This window comes from Mycobacterium rhizamassiliense (assembly GCF_900157375.1).
Classification (GTDB): Bacteria; Actinomycetota; Actinomycetes; order Mycobacteriales; family Mycobacteriaceae; genus Mycobacterium; species Mycobacterium rhizamassiliense.
In genome coordinates this window covers 1,820,553-1,837,294 of record NZ_LT721901.1, presented here as the reverse complement: position 1 = coordinate 1,837,294, position 16,742 = coordinate 1,820,553, and the positions used below count along the sequence as shown (strand labels likewise).

13 protein-coding genes are annotated in these 16,742 nt (G+C 66.8%); 7 read left to right on the top strand and 6 right to left on the bottom strand.

All coding sequences use genetic code 11. The annotated features are described in order from the left end of the window. Window positions 1-146: 146 nt before the first annotated feature. Both MRAB57_RS08840 and MRAB57_RS08835 read left to right on the top strand, forming a co-directional pair. Window positions 147-3,467, top strand: coding sequence for an arabinosyltransferase domain-containing protein (locus MRAB57_RS08840; RefSeq protein ID WP_077087227.1), 3,321 nt, complete (start codon window positions 147-149; stop codon window positions 3,465-3,467). After that, window positions 3,464-6,682, top strand: coding sequence for an arabinosyltransferase domain-containing protein (locus MRAB57_RS08835; protein ID WP_077087226.1), 3,219 nt, complete (start codon window positions 3,464-3,466; stop codon window positions 6,680-6,682). Before MRAB57_RS08840 ends, MRAB57_RS08835 begins: the two co-directional genes overlap by 4 nt. Here MRAB57_RS08835 and MRAB57_RS08830 read toward each other — a convergent pair. Continuing rightward, complete coding sequence (locus MRAB57_RS08830) at window positions 6,679-7,965, bottom strand: Rv2253/PknI dimerization domain-containing protein (RefSeq protein WP_077087225.1); 1,287 nt, start codon at window positions 7,963-7,965, stop codon at window positions 6,679-6,681. The two genes, MRAB57_RS08835 and MRAB57_RS08830, sit on opposite strands and share 4 nt — an antisense overlap. A gap of 236 nt (window positions 7,966-8,201) precedes the next feature. On the opposite strand from MRAB57_RS08830, the gene MRAB57_RS08825 reads away from it, so the two are divergent. Further along, a complete protein-coding gene (locus MRAB57_RS08825) occupies window positions 8,202-8,708 on the top strand; it encodes a hypothetical protein (RefSeq protein WP_077087224.1) in 507 nt (168 codons plus the stop codon). Here MRAB57_RS08825 and MRAB57_RS08820 read toward each other — a convergent pair. From MRAB57_RS08820 to MRAB57_RS08800, 5 genes are all read right to left on the bottom strand, one after another. Next, complete coding sequence (locus MRAB57_RS08820; protein WP_077087223.1) at window positions 8,673-9,734, bottom strand: NAD(P)H-dependent amine dehydrogenase family protein; 1,062 nt, start codon at window positions 9,732-9,734, stop codon at window positions 8,673-8,675. The genes MRAB57_RS08825 and MRAB57_RS08820 overlap by 36 nt on opposite strands. Window positions 9,735-9,744: 10 nt before the next feature. Then, window positions 9,745-10,290: a nuclear transport factor 2 family protein gene (locus MRAB57_RS08815; protein WP_077087222.1), complete on the bottom strand. Its 546-nt coding sequence runs from the start codon at window positions 10,288-10,290 to the stop codon at window positions 9,745-9,747. Next, complete coding sequence (locus MRAB57_RS08810; RefSeq protein WP_077087221.1) at window positions 10,280-11,161, bottom strand: SDR family NAD(P)-dependent oxidoreductase; 882 nt, start codon at window positions 11,159-11,161, stop codon at window positions 10,280-10,282. Before MRAB57_RS08810 ends, MRAB57_RS08815 begins: the two co-directional genes overlap by 11 nt. After that, window positions 11,154-11,717, bottom strand: coding sequence for a nuclear transport factor 2 family protein (locus MRAB57_RS08805; RefSeq protein WP_077087220.1), 564 nt, complete (start codon window positions 11,715-11,717; stop codon window positions 11,154-11,156). Before MRAB57_RS08805 ends, MRAB57_RS08810 begins: the two co-directional genes overlap by 8 nt. Before the next feature lie 154 nt (window positions 11,718-11,871). Continuing rightward, complete coding sequence (locus MRAB57_RS08800) at window positions 11,872-13,161, bottom strand: aromatic ring-hydroxylating oxygenase subunit alpha (protein ID WP_077087219.1); 1,290 nt, start codon at window positions 13,159-13,161, stop codon at window positions 11,872-11,874. Between the two features lie 152 nt (window positions 13,162-13,313). Between MRAB57_RS08800 and MRAB57_RS08795 the strand changes: the two genes are divergently transcribed. The 4 genes from MRAB57_RS08795 (at window position 13,314) to MRAB57_RS08780 (ending at window position 16,741) form a co-directional block, all read left to right on the top strand. Next, complete coding sequence (locus MRAB57_RS08795; RefSeq protein ID WP_077087218.1) at window positions 13,314-13,901, top strand: TetR/AcrR family transcriptional regulator; 588 nt, start codon at window positions 13,314-13,316, stop codon at window positions 13,899-13,901. A 25-nt stretch (window positions 13,902-13,926) separates the two neighbouring features. Next, a complete protein-coding gene (locus tag MRAB57_RS08790) occupies window positions 13,927-14,640 on the top strand; it encodes an SDR family NAD(P)-dependent oxidoreductase (protein ID WP_077087217.1) in 714 nt (237 codons plus the stop codon). A gap of 71 nt (window positions 14,641-14,711) precedes the next feature. Then, on the top strand, window positions 14,712-16,493 hold the full coding sequence (locus MRAB57_RS08785) for an acyl-CoA dehydrogenase family protein (RefSeq protein WP_077087216.1): 1,782 nt from the start codon (window positions 14,712-14,714) through the stop codon (window positions 16,491-16,493). After that, on the top strand, window positions 16,490-16,741 hold the full coding sequence (locus MRAB57_RS08780; protein ID WP_077087215.1) for a hypothetical protein: 252 nt from the start codon (window positions 16,490-16,492) through the stop codon (window positions 16,739-16,741). Before MRAB57_RS08785 ends, MRAB57_RS08780 begins: the two co-directional genes overlap by 4 nt. Window position 16,742 lies beyond the last annotated feature (1 nt).

Genomic DNA, 16,742 nt, shown 5'->3' with positions numbered 1-16,742 from the left:
CAGGCGCGCAGTGAAATTGTCCGGCCTTGACGGAGTTTTCGTGCGCGAATGGCAAACGTCGCCAAGACGCGGGGCACCGGGCCGACGGCCGTCGCGCGGCCCCGCGTCCGAACCGCGCTCACCCCCGTCGCTTACCATCGGACCCCGTGCCCCACGACGAAAGCGAGCGATCGCAGCGGTTGCCGCGGCTGGTCGCCCTCGTCGCAGGAACCGTGGGCCTGTTGCTCTGCGTCCTGGTCCCGCTGCTGCCCGTTCGGCAGACCACCGCGACGGTGCTGTGGCCGCAGGGCACCGTGGACGGGCACGTCAGCCAGATCACCGCTCCGCTGGTGTCCGGGGCGCCCCGCGCGCTGGACATCTCCATTCCCTGCCCGGCCATCGCCACCCTGCCGGCCAGCGGCGGGCTGGTGGTCTCGACGCTGCCGACCGGCGGCGTGGACCCCGGCAAGAACGGGCTGTTCGTCCGCGCCGACAAGGACGTCGTCGTCGTCGCGTTCCGCGACACCGTGGCCACCGTCGCGCAGCGCTCGGCCGTCACTGCGGGGGCCTGCAGCGTGCTGCACGTCTGGGCCGACGCGGGCGCGGCAGGCGCGGACTTCGTCGGCATCCCCGGCGCCTCCGGGGTGCTGCCCGCCGAGAAGAAGCCGCAAGTCGGCGGGATCTTCACCGACCTGAAGGTGCCCGCCCAGCCGGGCCTGTCGGCCCGCGTCGACATCGACACCCGCTTCATCACCGCGCCCACCATGCTGAAAAAGCTGGGGATGACCGTCGGTGTGCTGGCGGTGGTGGTCGCGATCTTCGCGCTGGCCGTGCTGGACCGGCACAGCCGTGGCACCACGCTGATCAACTGGCGCTCCCCGGTCGGCTGGCTGTCCCGGTATCGCCAGCGCGGTGACCGCGGCCGGCGGCGGATCGGCGCCGCGACCCTGCTGACCGACACGGCGGTGATCGGCACGCTGCTGCTGTGGCACGTCATCGGCGCCACCTCGTCGGACGACGGCTACAACCTGACGATCGCCCGGGTCGCGCCGAAGGCCGGCTACGTCGCCAACTACTACCGCTACTTCGGCACCACCGAGGCGCCGTTCGACTGGTACTTCGCGGTGCTGGCCAAGCTGGCCGCGGTCAGCACCGCCGGCGTGTGGATGCGGCTGCCGGCCCTGCTCGCCGGCATCGGCTGCTGGCTGATCATCAGCCACTGCATGCTGCGGCGGCTGGGCCCCGGCAAGGGCGGCCTGGCCGTCAACTGGGTCGCGATCTTCACCGCGGGCGCGGTGTTCCTGGCCGCGTGGCTGCCGTTCAACAACGGCCTGCGGCCCGAGCCGCTGATCGCCCTCGGCGTGATCGTCACCTGGATCCTGGTCGAGCGGTCGATCGCGCTGCGGCGGCTGGCCCCGGCCGCGATCGCCATCGTGGTCGCGATGCTGACCGTGACGCTGGCGCCGCAGGGACTGATCGCCGTCGGCGCGCTGCTGACCGGCGCCCGGGCCATCGCCGGCACGATCCGGCGTCGCCGCGACACCGACGGGCTGCTGGCCCCGCTGGCCGTCCTGGCCGCCTCGCTGTCGCTGCTTCTGGTCGTGGTGTTCCGCAGCCAGACGCTGGCGACCGTCGCCGAATCGGCCCGCATCAAGTACAAGGTCGGCCCGACGATCGCGTGGTACCAGGACTTCCTGCGCTACTACTTCCTGACGGTCGAGTCCAACGCGGACGGGTCCATGACGCGGCGCTTCGCCGTGCTGGTGCTGCTGCTATGCCTGATCGGCGTGCTGGTGGCGCTGCTGCGGCGCGGCCGGGTGCAGGGGCTGGCGCGCGGCCCGGTGTGGCGGCTGATCGGCACCACCGCGCTCGGCCTGCTGCTGCTGCACTTCACGCCGACGAAGTGGGCCATCCAGTTCGGCGCGTTCGCCGGGCTGGCCGGCGCGCTGGGCGCGGTCACCGCATTCGCCTACGCCCGGATCGGCCTGCACAGCCGCCGCAACCTGACCCTGTACGTGACCGCGTTGCTGTTCGTGCTGGCGTGGGCCACCTCGGGCATCAACGGATGGTTCTACGTCGGCAACTACGGGGTGCCGTGGTTCGACATCCAACCCGTCGTCGCCAGCCACCCGGTGACGTCGATGTTCCTGGCGCTGTCGATCGCGACCGGCCTGCTGGGCGCCTGGCAGCACTTCCGGATGGACTACTCCGGGCACACCGAGGTCAAGGACAGCCGGCGCAACCGCGTGCTGGCGTCCACTCCCCTGCTGGTGGTCGCGACGATCATGGTGCTCGGCGAGGTCGGCTCGCTGGCCAAGGGTGCGGTGTTCCGCTACCCGCTATACACCACCGCCAAGGCCAACCTGACGGCCCTGGAATCGGGCCTCGCCCCGACCAGCTGCGCGATGGCCGACGACGTGTTGACCGAACCCGACCCGAATGTCGGCCTGCTGCAACCTGTTCCGGGCCAGACGTTCGGGCCCGACGGCGCGCTCGGCGGGGTCAACCCGGTCGGCTTCAAGCCCGACGGCGTGGGCAACGACCTGCGGTCGTACCCGGTGGTGACCAAACCGGGCGTGGTCAATTCCGACGCGTCGCCCAACAAGCCGAACGCCGCGATGAGTGACTCCGCGGGCACCGCCGGCGGCAAGGGCCCCGTCGGGATCAACGGGTCCAACATCGCGCTGCCGTTCGGCCTCGACCCGGCCCGCACGCCGGTGATGGGCAGCTACGGCGAGAACTCGCTGGCGGCCACCGCCACCTCGTCCTGGTACCAGCTGCCGCCGCGCACCGCCGACCGTCCGCTCGTCGTGGTGTCGGCGGCCGGCGCGATCTGGTCGTACAAAGAAGACGGCACCTTCACCTATGGGCAGTCGCTGAAACTGCAGTGGGGTGTCGCCCGACCCGACGGGACCACCCAGCCGCTCGGCGAGGTGCAACCCATCGACATCGGACCGGAGCCGGCGTGGCGCAACTTGCGGTTCCCGCTGACCTGGGCGCCGCCGGAGGCCAACGTGGCGCGCATCGTCGCCTACGACCCGAACCTGAGCGAGGACCAGTGGTTCGCGTTCACGCCGCCGCGAGTCCCGGTGCTGCAGACCCTGCAGCAAACGATGGGATCGCAGACACCCGTGCTGATGGACATCGCGACCGCCGCGAACTTCCCGTGCCAGCGGCCGTTCGCCGAACACCTTGGCGTTGCCGAACTTCCGGGCTTCCGCATCCTGCCCGACCACAAGCAGACGGCGGCGTCGTCGAACGGGTGGGAAGCCAGCGAGACCGGCGGCCCGTTCCTGTTCACCCAGACGCTGCTGCGCACCTCGACGATCTCGGCGTACCTGCGCGGCGACTGGTACCGCGACTGGGGATCGGTCGAGCAGTACTACCCGCTGGTGCCCAGTGATCAGGCCCCCGACGCCGCCATCGAACAGGGCGTGATGACCATGTACGGCTGGAGCCGCCAAGGACCGATTCGGGCACTGCCATGACCGTCACTGAAGAACAAACAGTCACCCGCACCCGGGACAGGGTCAAGGTCACCCGGTGGGTCGCCACGATCGCCGGGCTGATCGGCTTCGTGCTGTCGGTCGCGACTCCGCTACTGCCGGTGGTGCAGACGACCGCGACGCTGAGCTGGCCGCAGAACGGCCAGCTCAATAACGTTACGGCCCCGCTCATTTCGCTGAGCCCCGTCGACGTGACGGCCAGCGCGCCGTGCTCCGTGGTCCGCGGCCTGCCGGCCGACGGCGGCGTCGTGCTGAGCACGGCGCCCAAGAAGGGCAAGGACGCGGCGCTCAACGCGCTGTTCGTCGTGGTCAACGGCAAGCGCGTCGACGTCACCGACCGCAACGTGGTGATCGCGAGCGTGTCACGCGAGCAGGCGGAATCCGCGCAGTGTCAGCGCATCGAGATAACATCTACGCGCGCTGGCACTTTCGCGACGTTCGTCGGGCTGACCGACGCGGCGGGCAAGCCGCAGTCCGGCGGCTTCAACGACCCCAACCTGCGCCCGCAGATCGTCGGGGTGTTCACCGACCTGACTGGTCCGGCGCCGCCCGACCTGAAGTTCTCGGCCACCATCGACACCCGGTTCTCCACCACCCCAACCACATTGAAGCTGCTGGCGATGGTGGGCGCGATCCTGTCGACCATCGTCTCGCTGGTCGCGCTGTGGCGGCTGGACCAGCTCGACGGCCGCCGGATGCACCGGTGGATCCCGACCCGCTGGAAGAAGTTCACCCTCGCCGACGCCACGGTGACCTTCGGGTTCGTGCTGTGGCACGTGATCGGGGCGAACTCGTCTGACGACGGCTACATCCTGGGCATGGCCCGCGTCGCCGACCGCGCCGGCTACATGTCCAACTACTTCCGCTGGTTCGGCAGCCCCGAGGACCCCTTCGGCTGGTACTACAACCTGCTGGCGGTGATGACCCGCGTCAGCGACGACAGCCTGTGGATTCGCTTGCCCGACTTGATCGCCGGGCTGGTGTGCTGGCTGCTGCTGTCGCGCGAGGTGCTGCCCCGGTTGGGACCGGCGGTCACCAAGAGCAGCGCCGCGAACTGGGCCGCGGGCCTGGTGCTGCTGACCGCGTGGATGCCGTTCGACAACGGCCTGCGGCCCGAACCCATCATCGCGCTCGGTTCGCTGATCACCTACGTGCTGATCGAGCGCTCGATGTGCGCCTCACGGTTGACCCCGGCGGCCCTGGCGGTGGTGACCGCGGCGTTCACACTGGGCGTGCAGCCCACCGGCCTGATCGCGGTGGCCGCGCTGGTCGCCGGTGGCCGCCCGATCCTGCGCATCCTGGTCAAGCGGCATCGCCTGGTCGGGACCTGGCCGCTGGTGGCCCCGATGCTGGCCGCCGGCTTCGTGATCCTCACCGTGGTGTTTGCCGACCAGACGTTGTCAACGGTGTTGGAGGCCACCAGGATTCGCACAGCGATCGGGCCAAGCCAGGCGTGGTACACCGAGAACCTGCGCTACTACTACCTGATCCTGCCCACCGTCGACGGTTCGTTGTCGCGGCGGTTCGGGTTCCTGATCACCGCGCTGTGCTTGTTCACGGCGCTGTTCATCATGTTGCGGCGCAAGCGAGTTCCGGGTGTGGCCCGCGGCCCGGCGTGGCGGCTGATGGGCGTCATCTTCGGCACCATGTTCTTCCTGATGTTCACCCCCACCAAGTGGGTGCACCACTTCGGGCTGTTCGCCGCGGTGGGCGCGGCGATGGCCGCGCTGACGACGGTCCTGGTGTCGCACGAGGTGCTGCGCTGGTCGCGCAACCGGATGGCGTTCCTGGCGGGGCTGCTGTTCGTGCTGGCGCTGTGCTTCGCCACCACCAACGGTTGGTGGTACGTCTCGAGCTACGGCGTGCCGTTCAACAGCACGATGCCGAAGATCGGCGGAATCAGCGTCAGCGCAATGTTTTTCGCGCTGTTCGTGATCGTCGCCGGCTACGCCGCGTATCTGCATTTCGTCTCCCGGGACCACGGCGAGGGCCGGCTGGCCCGGGCGCTGACGGCGGCGCCCGTCCCGCTGGCGGCCGGGTTCATGGCGCTGGTGTTCGTCGGGTCGATGACGGCGGGCATCGTGCGCCAATACCCCACCTACTCCAACGCCTGGGACAACCTGCGCGAGTTCAGCGGGGGCTGCGGCCTGGCCGACGACGTGCTGGTCGAGCCGGACAGCAACGCCGGTTTCATGCCGCCGCTACCGGACAATTACGGCCCGCTGGGGCCGCTGGGCGGCGTCAACCCAACGGGCTTCAGCCCCAACGGTTTACCGGAGCGCACCCTGGCCGAGGCGGTCCGCGAGACTTCCGTCCCGCAGCCCGGCACCGACTACGACTGGTACGGGCCGACCAAGCTGGCCGCGCCGGGCGTCAACGGGTCGACGATGCCCCTGCCCTACGGCCTGGACCCCGCCCGGGTCCCGGTGGCGGGCAGCTACACCGCGGGCCCGCAGCGGCAGAGCAGGCTGGCGTCGGCGTGGTACCAGTTGCCGAAGGCCGACGCCGGGCATCCCCTGGTGGTGGTGACCGCCGCGGGCACGATCGCCGGCAACAGCGTCCTGCACCACCACACCGACGGGCAGAACGTGGTGCTGGAATACGGCACGCCCGGTCCCGGCGGCGAGGTGGTGCCTGCCGGTCGCATCGCGCCCTTCGACCTGTACGGCGAGCAGCCGAAGGTGTGGCGCAACCTGCGCTTCCCGCGCGCCCAGATGCCCGCCGACACCGTCGCGGTCCGGGTGATCGCCGACGACCTGTCCCTGACACCCGACGACTGGATCGCGGTGACCCCGCCGCGGGTGCCGGAACTGCGCTCGCTGCAGGAGTACGTCGGCTCCACGCAGCCGGTGCTGATGGACTGGGCCGTCGGGCTGGCCTTCCCGTGCCAGCAGCCGATGCTGCATGTCAATGGCGTCACCGAGATCCCGAACTTCCGCATCACGCCGGACTACAACGCGAAGAAGATGGACACCGACACCTGGGAGGACGGCGTCAACGGCGGCCTGCTGGGCATCACCGACCTGCTGCTGCGGGCCCACGTCATGTCCACGTACCTGTCGCATGACTGGGGCCGCGACTGGGGCTCGCTGCGCAAGTTCGACACCATCGCCGATGCCCACCCGGCGCAGCTCGACCTGGGCACCGCGACGCGCTTCGGCTGGTGGTCGCCGGGGCAGATCCGGATCAAGCCCTAATCGCCTGTGCGCGTGAACCTTTGGTCGTAGGCCTGGCTATGGCAGCGCACGCCCGTGCCGGATATCACCGCTTGATAGCCGTGGCCTAGCAGCGACGCGACGGGATTCTGCGGCGGTTGGGGCAGGCCCAGCGTGGCGGTGTAGGTGGACAGGTTGGAACCGCCCAACGAGCAAGGGGTGTCGAAGGTTTCGTTGCGGTTCCATCCGCCGTTCGCGAAGACGTAGGCCTGCTCACTGCCGTTGGCTTTGATGAACATGCTCATGCAGCGGTCGCCGGCGCGCAGGCAGTCGGTGCGCACACCGTAACTGGCGACCGCCGCCTGATAGCCGTTCGCATAGGTGATCTGGCCGGCGTACCTGCCGTGCAGGGCCTCGGCCGGCGACACCGTGCGCGGGTCGAGGTGGGTGGGGTCGGGCAGCTTCGTGACGTCGGTGTCGCCCGTTTTGGTCAGCGTCGCAATGCGTCTGGTGAAGCAGCCGTTCGCCGTCGCCCGGGTCACCTCGCCCGACATGGTCCCGTCCGGCTGCTGCGTCAGCGAAACCACATTCCACGCCTCGTCATTCGGCCGGTCGCACTCGATGTGTGAAATGGCGACGCCGTACCATCGAGCGCCGACGTTGTCGAACACCATGTCGGAGACCTCGAAGTTACCCATCGTCGCGGTCGCGACACACCCGTTGGCGCTGCATGCCGAACGCAGATTCCAGGTGTCCGTGTAGGCCCTCGCGTCGGAACCCTGCATGGGGCCCCCGCCCGTGAGGGTGGCGGCGGTGACCTTCACCGCGAAGGTTCCGGTGAAGGGGCCCGAGCTTGCCGGGTTGGCGGGCGCCGCACTGCTGGAAGCCGCCTGCGGCGTCCCGCCGTGCTTGCCCTGCCCCGCCAGTAGGTAGCCGGCGACGACGGCCGCGACGACCACGATGGCCCCGGCGCCGGACAATGCGATCAACCGTTTGCGGGATTTCTGCACCGGAGCCGGCGTCGGGTCGTCCCGGTTCGCCTCCTGGCCCTGGCCGGTCGGGAAAGAGCCGCTGGCCCACTGCACCGGATATTCGACGACGAAGCCGGATTCCGGTGCGTGCGCCGGGTATTCGAGCGCCGGGCCGGATCCGCCGTAGCCCTGGGGAATCGGCTTGGCCAGGGTGGCGCCGCCGTCATCGGCCACCACCGTGATGGCGACTTCGCGTTGGGTGACGGTGTCAAAGGCGCGCCAGGTCTCACCGTTTTCGTTGTGGCCGATCGCCTCGATTAGTCGATACCGCCCATACGGCGTCCCGTCCTGCACAGCACCTCCCGGGGGCCTGTCGGAGAACCGTCTGGAGGCACGATAAACCCCCGGCGACCTCCGTGGCGGCCGAAACCGCCGACAAATCCAATTGGCCGCCCTAGAGCAATTCGGCAACGGTCGAATAGTTCCGCTTATTTACGTTCGAGTAATTCCTTGTCAGCGGTTTATTTCTGGCGAATTCGGGTCAATACTTATTCCGCTGTGATGCAGCTAACACCAAGAGAGGTGACCCGATGCAGACGTGGACGCGCATAGGCGCATACGGGGCCGCACTTGCCGCGGCGATGATGCCGGTGACGAACTTCGAAATCACCAGGGCCGCGGCTGAATCGGGGATGATCGTGGTGCTGGACAGCAGCATACGGCGCTGCGATTTCAGCCTGGTCACCACCGGCCCGAGGGTGCCGCAGACCGGTCTGGGCACCGGCACCGCGATCGTCCGGCACTCCGGATCGACCGCCAGCGCCGAGGTGCACCTGTCGGACAGCCCCGACCCCGGGACGCACTTCGACGTCGGCCTGATCCAGGAGCCCCGCCCGCAGGCGGCGACCTGCGGGCCGGGCGACCCCGGTACCGCCTTCGGCGGCCTCGACCTCGACGGGGCAGGCAACGGGACCGTGACCGTCACCGAAACCCTGCGCCCCGGGACGACGGGCGTCTGGGTGTTCGTCGAGCGCGGCGACCCACGGCCGAAAGCGCGCGCGTTAATTCGGGCCAAGGTGGGCGATGATGGGCGGTAGGTCGAAGATCGTGACGATTCCGGGTGTCGCCTCCACGACGTAGGGGATCGCGTTCACCGCGGGGTGCGCGGTGTAGCCGGCGAGGTGTTCGGAGTACCCCTCGTCGGTGCGCCCGTAGGTGACGCGGACCTGCATTGGCGCGTCTCCGGTGGTGGTGAACAGCCAGCCCTCGCCGTCGATGCCCCAGTCCGGGTCAAGATGCTGAGTGCAGAACCAATGCGCTCGAAAGGAGATGAACGCCTTGCCATTTCGCATGCCCGCGACGGTCAACCGCTGGGCGGCCATCGTTCCTTGTTCGATTACGAAGCCGTCGGACAGGGTGTGCGGCTGGGTGGCCCGGGCGATGTCTCCGCGGACCTCGAACCCGTCGAGCGGGCAGCCGATCGCGTCGGCCAGCGCGACGATGGACTGTTGGTAGCCGATGACGGCGGGGGCGAGCATCGCGGGGTCCAGGGTGGTGCCGGTGACCGGGGCGCCCATACCCATGCGTTTGATCATCGGGGGCTCTACGGAGGCCGGGATGTCGGCGTATTCGTCGATGGTGAGTTCGTCGAGCCGGCGCATCGGGTTGAGCAGGGTCAGTGGCATCGTGGTGGTGCTGAAGCCGGGGCTGCTGCCGGTCGCATGGATCGAGGTGCCGCCGGTGTGGCAGGCCGCCTCGATGCGCGCGCGGATCGCGGGGTCCATGGCGGGGCCGTAGAAGAACTCGTTGCGGGTGGTGATGACGTTGACACCTGCCCCCAGCAGTCGCGTCAGGTCGTCAAGGTCGAAGCCTTCCTGCATGTAGAGCACGCAGTCCGGGGCCAGCGCCACGACGTCCTCGATATCGCGGGTGGCCGCGATCCCCAGCGGCTCGATGCCGGCCAACGTTCCCGCGTCCACACCCTCTTTATCGTCGGAGTAGACGTAAAGACCCACCAGCTCCAGATAGGGATGCGCCACGACGCCCCGGATGGATTTCTTCCCCATGCGGCCGGCCGACCATTGCACCACCCGATAGGTCCTCGCCGTCTTCCCGGCAGTCATCGCGTTCCTTTCACGGCAGATTGTGTCGTCGGTGGTTGGTCAGTGGGCGTTGGTAGGACGGATCTGTGGTGTCACGTCGAGGCGCGCCGTTACGGTTGATGTCTGGAACGTCGGCGAACGGTATCGGCATGCTGGGAACCGTGCCGGACCATTCGATTACGTTGGTTCTCAGGAGAATTCGCCATTGTTCGTCACGCCTTTGTAGACGATCGAAATATCGACCGCCCGCGAGCCAATTGGTGTCGTCACGGTTTCGGGCGGCGAATAAGTAGTAGGTTTCGCAGTGCGCGGTGTCGTCCGCGATGTCGCAGGTGTTGTTCAGCAGGTTGTGCTGGGTAGCGATCTGATCCCTCTCGTGCATGGCCGATGCCCAGTCGTAGAGATCGGCTGGGCCACCCACGAATGCGCCGGCCGCGATGACGGCATCGGGGTGGAAAGCGGACAGGAACAGGTCCCTATCGAACCTGTCGATGCCGCGGCTGAACCTGGCCAGGCAATCCAGGATATCCCGCTGGTCGAGGAGCCGGTCGAGTCGTGCCTGTCGGTCACTGTTCATATTGGTTCTCCGCGATGGGTTTCCAAATGGGGGCGCCTCGCTCGGCCCGGAGCGACGGGATACGCCGGCCATCCACGTCGGTGATTCCGTACTCATCGGCGAGCTCTGCGGTGATAAAGGTCCCGCCGGAGCGCTTGATGATCGCGGGATCAGCGGCGAGTGCGGCGATGACGCGGCCGGGGAACTCGGGCGAGCATCCCACTGCGGGGTTCGTGACGGTCGATCGGGTCATTTCAGGGTTGTCGGCAAGGTTGCGTTGGGCGCGCTCGGTGAATGTCAAGCCTTGCCATAGGGATAACGACGCGACATTGTGCGGTTGAAGTTCGATAGCCATGTCGCGTGCCATGCGATCCACTGCGGCCTTGCACAGCCCGAACACGACGCCGTAGGTGTAGGTGACACCAACATGGCCGGACGTGGCCACGATCAATCCCGACTGTTGGGACACCATAATGCGAGCGGCATGATGCGCGGCAACGAAACTCGAGCGTACACCGACCTCAACCATCGCCCAGTCAGTGAGCGGCCTGTTCCAAAACGGCTTGGCGTCGGTGAGGTCCTCAGGCAACGCGAAGGCGTTGTTCACCAGGATGTCCAACCTGCCCCGTTCATCGCGGACCCTGTCAAAAAGGCTCGCGACTTGCGTATCGCTGGCGTGGTCGACTTGAACCGCGACACCGACACCACCGCGGCGCGCAACCTCGCTGGCGGTGTGCGTGATAGTGCCCGGCAGCGGATGTGAACCCGGAGTCACGGTGCGGCCCGTGACATAGACGGTGGCACCCGCAGCGCCGAGGGCGACGGCGATACCCTTGCCGATGCCGCGGCTGGCACCAGTAACGACGGCGACTTTGCCTGCCAGGTCAGTCATTGCGTGACAGTGCCTTTCGGGTCCAGCAGTCGCCCAAGAAATCCTCGCTCGGATCGGCGATTGCGCGGCCGGTATAGTGAGCATGGCCGAAGGGCATCCCCATCAAACCCATTGCCCAATCCGCGGACTCACCGAAGTCTTGCCACCAGTCGTAGACGATGGTGCGTTGCGCGATTCGCCATTCTCCGCTGACGCTTTCCATCCAGTCCAGATAACGCCCGCCGATGACGACGTCTCGATGGTGATCAGGCCCGGCGATGCGGTGATAGGCGAACATATGGGTCTCCGCGAATGCGGTGTCGGCATGTAAGTCGATGAGGCTTTGACCTAAAAAGTGTTGTGTCACTGGAATATCCGGCGAACCCGGAACGACCCAAGCAAGGTACTGCTCCAACGTGCCGCTAAAGATGCCATAGTCAATGACGGCCGCCGGCCAGTACGCTCCTGTGATCAGTTCCGAATTTCGCCGATCCTCACCACGGGCCAACCGAGCGAGGCAGTCGCGGATCTGATCGCGGTCCAACAGCCGCTTGAGTTGCTGAGTATGGTTCGTCATCTCAGACAAACGTCGCGCAGGTGCTGACTTCGGCGCATTTTGCGAACTGATCGCCGAGCTCTACGTACTGTTTGGAACCTTCTGTGCGCAAACGCTTGTCGCGCTCGAAGCGGTACCTGGCCCGTGGAGCTTGCTGGTAATCCTGCGGTAATGGTCATGACACGGGTACCGGCGAACCCGCTGTGTCCCGCTGGTACGCGGCGACCTCGTCGGCGACGGACTTATGCAGGACGCGGATCATGATCTCCTGATCATTGATCGGGAATCGCTTGACACGGCGCGATTCCAGCATGGTCTGGGTTGCTTCCAAGGTGTTGCAGTCCTGTAGCCCGAACTCCTTGAACGTGACAGTGGTCAGTTCCTGGCGCAGCCGATCGCCAACCGTCTTGGCCGGTGCGAAGTACAGTGAGCTTTCGAAGATATGCTTGTTGTAGGCGGTGGGCCAGTAGTTGTAGGTGAGGTACCAGCCCGGCTCCCACACCACGATCATGAAGTTGGGGAAGAACAAGAACGAGTCCAGCCCCCACTGCTTGTGGCGCCCGGGGTTGATTCCGCGCGGTAGATTCTGTAGGGCTGGAATGTCGGGTTTGTCCCATGCGCCGAAATTGCCGCTCCTCAAGGCTCTTTCGATGGGCTTGACCATCATCGGATCTTTCGGCGGGGCCATCCCACCCCAGGACGACTGCATCGCGTGTAAGCCGTGAATCGCGTAGTGCAGCCCCTCGTACCCATAACCGGCCAGCTTGCGTGATTCCTCGGGGGTGTATTGCTTCGCATGCAGGATCGGCGCGTGGTAGAACTCCGTGAAAGCGTCGATGTAGAGCTTCCAATTGCTGTTGACGTCCGCACGATACGAGTATGTGTCGGTCATCTCCCCGAAGGGATAGCCCGCCAGGCCCTGCGCGAGCGGCCCGAGGAAATCGATCAGCGACGTGGTGTTGGCGGGGTTCAGGTTGACGAAGACAAAGCCTTCCCACACATCGACCTGCACGGGCATCAATCCATAGTCAGACTTATCGAGCTCGAAGAACTCCGACTCCTGCTGCACGAACGTGAGGTCTCCGTCCAACGAGTAGCGCCAGGCGTGGTACTTGCAGACGAATTGGCGGCACGTGCCCCTGGTCTCCTCCCACGGGTGGTCGTCCCAGACCAATTTGTTTCCCCGATGCCGGCACATGTTGTGGAAAGCGCGGATCCGCCCGTCGCCGCTGTTGACCACGACCACTGAGGTCTGCGCGGCGCCGATCTCCTTGGTGAAGTAGCTCCCCTTCTTTGGCAGTTGCTCGACCCGGCCGACGTTGAGCCAGGCGCGCTCGAAGATCGCTTTGCGTTCCAGCTCGAAGAATTCGGGGTCGATCGAATCCTCGAAGGACAGTGGCCCGGTGCCCAGCTCCGGATAGTGCTGAGTCCACGATCCCTCGCTCGGCTTGGGGAAATGGGCCATCCTCAGTCCTCCTGTCCTGTGTCCGCAGCTACTCGCAAAATAACTCCTGGCCGATCAGAAAGTAAAGGCTTCTTGACCGTATAATTCAAAATTACTTTACGATCAGCTAGTATTCCTGTGGGATGCATGCCGTCGGGTCGAGAGGGGCATCGATGAACACTACGGTCGCCGACACCGCAGCTTTGCCGATGGCCACCCGGCGCCGCCTGCTGATCGCGGCGATGAGCCTGTTCAACCAATACGGATTCGCGGGCACTTCGTTGCAGATGATCGCCGACGAGCTCGGCCTGACCAAGGCAGCGATTTACTATCACTTCCGCACGCGCGATCAGCTGTTGATGGCACTGATGGACCCTGTTCAGCGAGAGATCGGTTCGGTCGTCGACGCCGCAGAAGCGCAGCGTGGAGCGCGCGCCCGCGCCGAGGCCATGCTTGCCGGCTACGCCAGCGTTGTCGCACGCAATCGTGCCCTGACCGCAGTGACCACGTTCGACCCCAGCGTGCGTGGGGTCCTACGAAATCACCCGCTATGGAACGCCCTTATTGACCGACAACTCGCCTTGCTCGGAGCAACACAGCAGGGAACCCAGGCGACCCTCTATGCCACGATGGTGCTGACCGGAATGGCCGGTGCCGCGTCCACCGCGCCGGCAGACCTTGACGATGATGCCCTGTGTCGGCAGCTTATTGACGCCGGCCGCCGCACACTCGATCTGCGCGGCCCCACACCAAAGCGCTAATGCCGCAAGTCAATCAGGAGAAGGAATGGCCACACGCGTAGCTCTCGTCACCGGTGGAGGCTCGGGCATCGGCGCAGCGATCGCCGCGCGCCTCATACGAGACGGGCATCGAGTCGCGACACTCGACGTCAAACCCGCGGACAGCGGGCATTCCCACACCGTCGACGTCACGGATCCAGGCCAAATCGGCGACGCGGTACATAACATCCAACGGACGCTCGGACCCATCGCCATTCTGGTTAATGCCGCAGGCGCAGAAGGCTTTTCGCGGTTCCTCGACATCAGTTTTACAGAATGGCAACGCGTCATCGACGTCACCCTCAACGGAGTCTTTCACTGCACCCAAGCAGTACTACCTGGCATGATCGGGTTGGGCTGGGGTCGCATCGTCAACATCTCGTCCTCGAGTACTCACTCCGGCACCCCGATGAAATCGCACTATGTCGCCGCCAAATCAGCCGTCAACGGGCTAACAAAATCGCTAGCCCTCGAATACGGCCCCATGGGTATCACCGTCAACGCTGTTCCCCCCGGATTCGTCGACACACCCATGCTGCGCAACGCCCAACGGCGCGGCGACTTCGGGACTTACACCTTCGACGACATCATCGCCGCCACCCCCGTGCGTCGAATTGGCCGCCCGGACGACATCGCAGCCACCTGCTCCTTTCTCATCAGCGAAGAGGCGGGGTACATCACCGGCCAGATCATCGGCGTCAACGGCGGACGCAACACCTAGGGTCGGGTGAGATGCACGCCGCGGTCGCCCGGCGTCTTCACGCGGGGCCGTCGCTGTAATACCGTCGCATCATGAGCGAGTACGGGCAGGAGGCCTTCGAGCGGCCGCGCAGGCTGCCCTTCTCCACCGCGGACAAGGCGCAGCGGTATCAGACCGATAGCTATCGCGGCGCCGTGGGGATGAATTGGTATCGCACCGACCCCACCCTCCAGTTCACCATGGCCTACTACCTGCGGCCTGACGAATTGGCCGTCGTGGAGCCGCATTTGGAGCGCATCGGCGAACTGATGGGCGGTCCGGTCGCCCGCTGGGCCGACGAAACCGACCGCAACCCACCCCGGCTGGAACGCTACGACCGGTGGGGACACGACGTCAGCCGGGTCGTCATGCCCGACTCGTTCACCCAGTCGAAGCGGGCCGTCCTGGAGGCGCAACAGGCGCTGCGCACCGACGCCCGCGCGGCAAAGGTGAGCTCGGGGCTGGCGTTGTTCGCGTCGAATTACCTTCTCAATCAGGCCGATATCGGCATGGGCTGCGCGCTGGGCACCGGCGGCGGCATGGTGCAGTCGCTGGTCTCCGCGTACGCGCCCGCCGACGTGCGCGAGCATGTGCTGGCGAAGTTCGCGTCCGGCGAGTGGGCAGGCGAGACGGCGCAGCTGCTGACCGAGCGCACCGGCGGCTCCGACCTCGGCGCGCTGGAGACCACCGCCACCCGCACCGGCGACGCGTGGCTGCTCAACGGCTTCAAGTGGTTCGCGTCCAACTGCGCCGGCGAGGCGTTCGTCGTGCTGGCCAAACCCGAAGGCGCCCCGGACTCTTCGCGCGGGGTAGCGAACTTCCTGGTGCTGCGCACCCGCCGCGACGGCTCGCGCAACGGGGTGCGGGTGCGCCGGCTCAAGGACAAGCTCGGCACGAAGTCGGTGGCCTCCGGCGAGGTCGAGTTCGTCGACGCCGAGGCGTTCCTGCTGTCCGGCGAGCCCAGCGCTGACGGCGGCCCGTCCGACGGCAAGGGCCTGGGCCGGATGATGGAGCTGACCAACGCCGCGCGCCTGGGCATCGCGCTGTTTGGCCTGGGCAACGCGCGCCGCGCGCTGGTCGAGGCGCTGTGCTACGCGCGGCAGCGCCACGCGTTCGGCGGGGCGCTGATCGACAAGCCGCTGATGCGCCGCAAGCTGGCCGAGTTGGTCGTCGACGTAGAGGCCGCGCAGGCAATGGTTTTCGACGGCATCGGGGCCACCAACCATCGCCAGCCCCGCGGCCTGCGGCAGCGCATCGCGGTGCCGGTCACCAAGCTGCGGGTGTGCCGGCTGGGCATCACCGCGGCGTCGGACGCGATCGAGATCCACGGCGGCAACGGCTATATCGAAACCTGGCCGGTGGCAAGGCTTTTGCGCGACGCTCAGGTCAACACGATCTGGGAGGGACCCGACAATATCCTGTGCCTGGACGTGCGGCGCGGCATCGAGCAGACCCAGGCCCACGAGACGCTGCTGGCGCGGCTGCACGACGCGGTGTCGGTCTCCGATGATGACGGGACCACCGCGCTGGTGGCGCGCCGCATCGAGGATCTCGACGCCGCGATCACGGCCTGGACCAAGCTGGACCGCACGGTGGCCGAGGCGCGCCTTTTCCCGCTGGCCCAGTTCATGGGCGACGTCTACGCCGCCGCGCTGCTCACCGAGCAGGCCGCCTGGGAGCGGACCGAGCGTGGCGGCGAACGCAAGGCGCTCGTCGCGCGGCTGCACGCCCAGCGCTACCTCGCCGACCGCGGGCCGCTGCGCGGCATCGACGCCGAATCCGACGAAGCGCAGCAGAAATTCGATGAGCTGGTGGACGGGGCGCTGGCGCTATGAGAAGGCTGGGGATCATCATGGCGGTGGTGGCGGCGCTGCTGGGCTGCACACCGCGGCCGAAGGCCGCCGCCACGCCGGTCGCCGCGGTGTTCGGCCGGCACGCGGCGATCTACCGGTTGGTTCGCGACGACCCGAATTTCGTTGCGTGGCTTGCGATTTTGCAGCAGAGCCGCAATGACGGGACCCCGGTTCGGTTCTCCTACGATGTGGTCGGGCCGCGGCTCACCATGGTCGAGCCCGCCCAGTAGC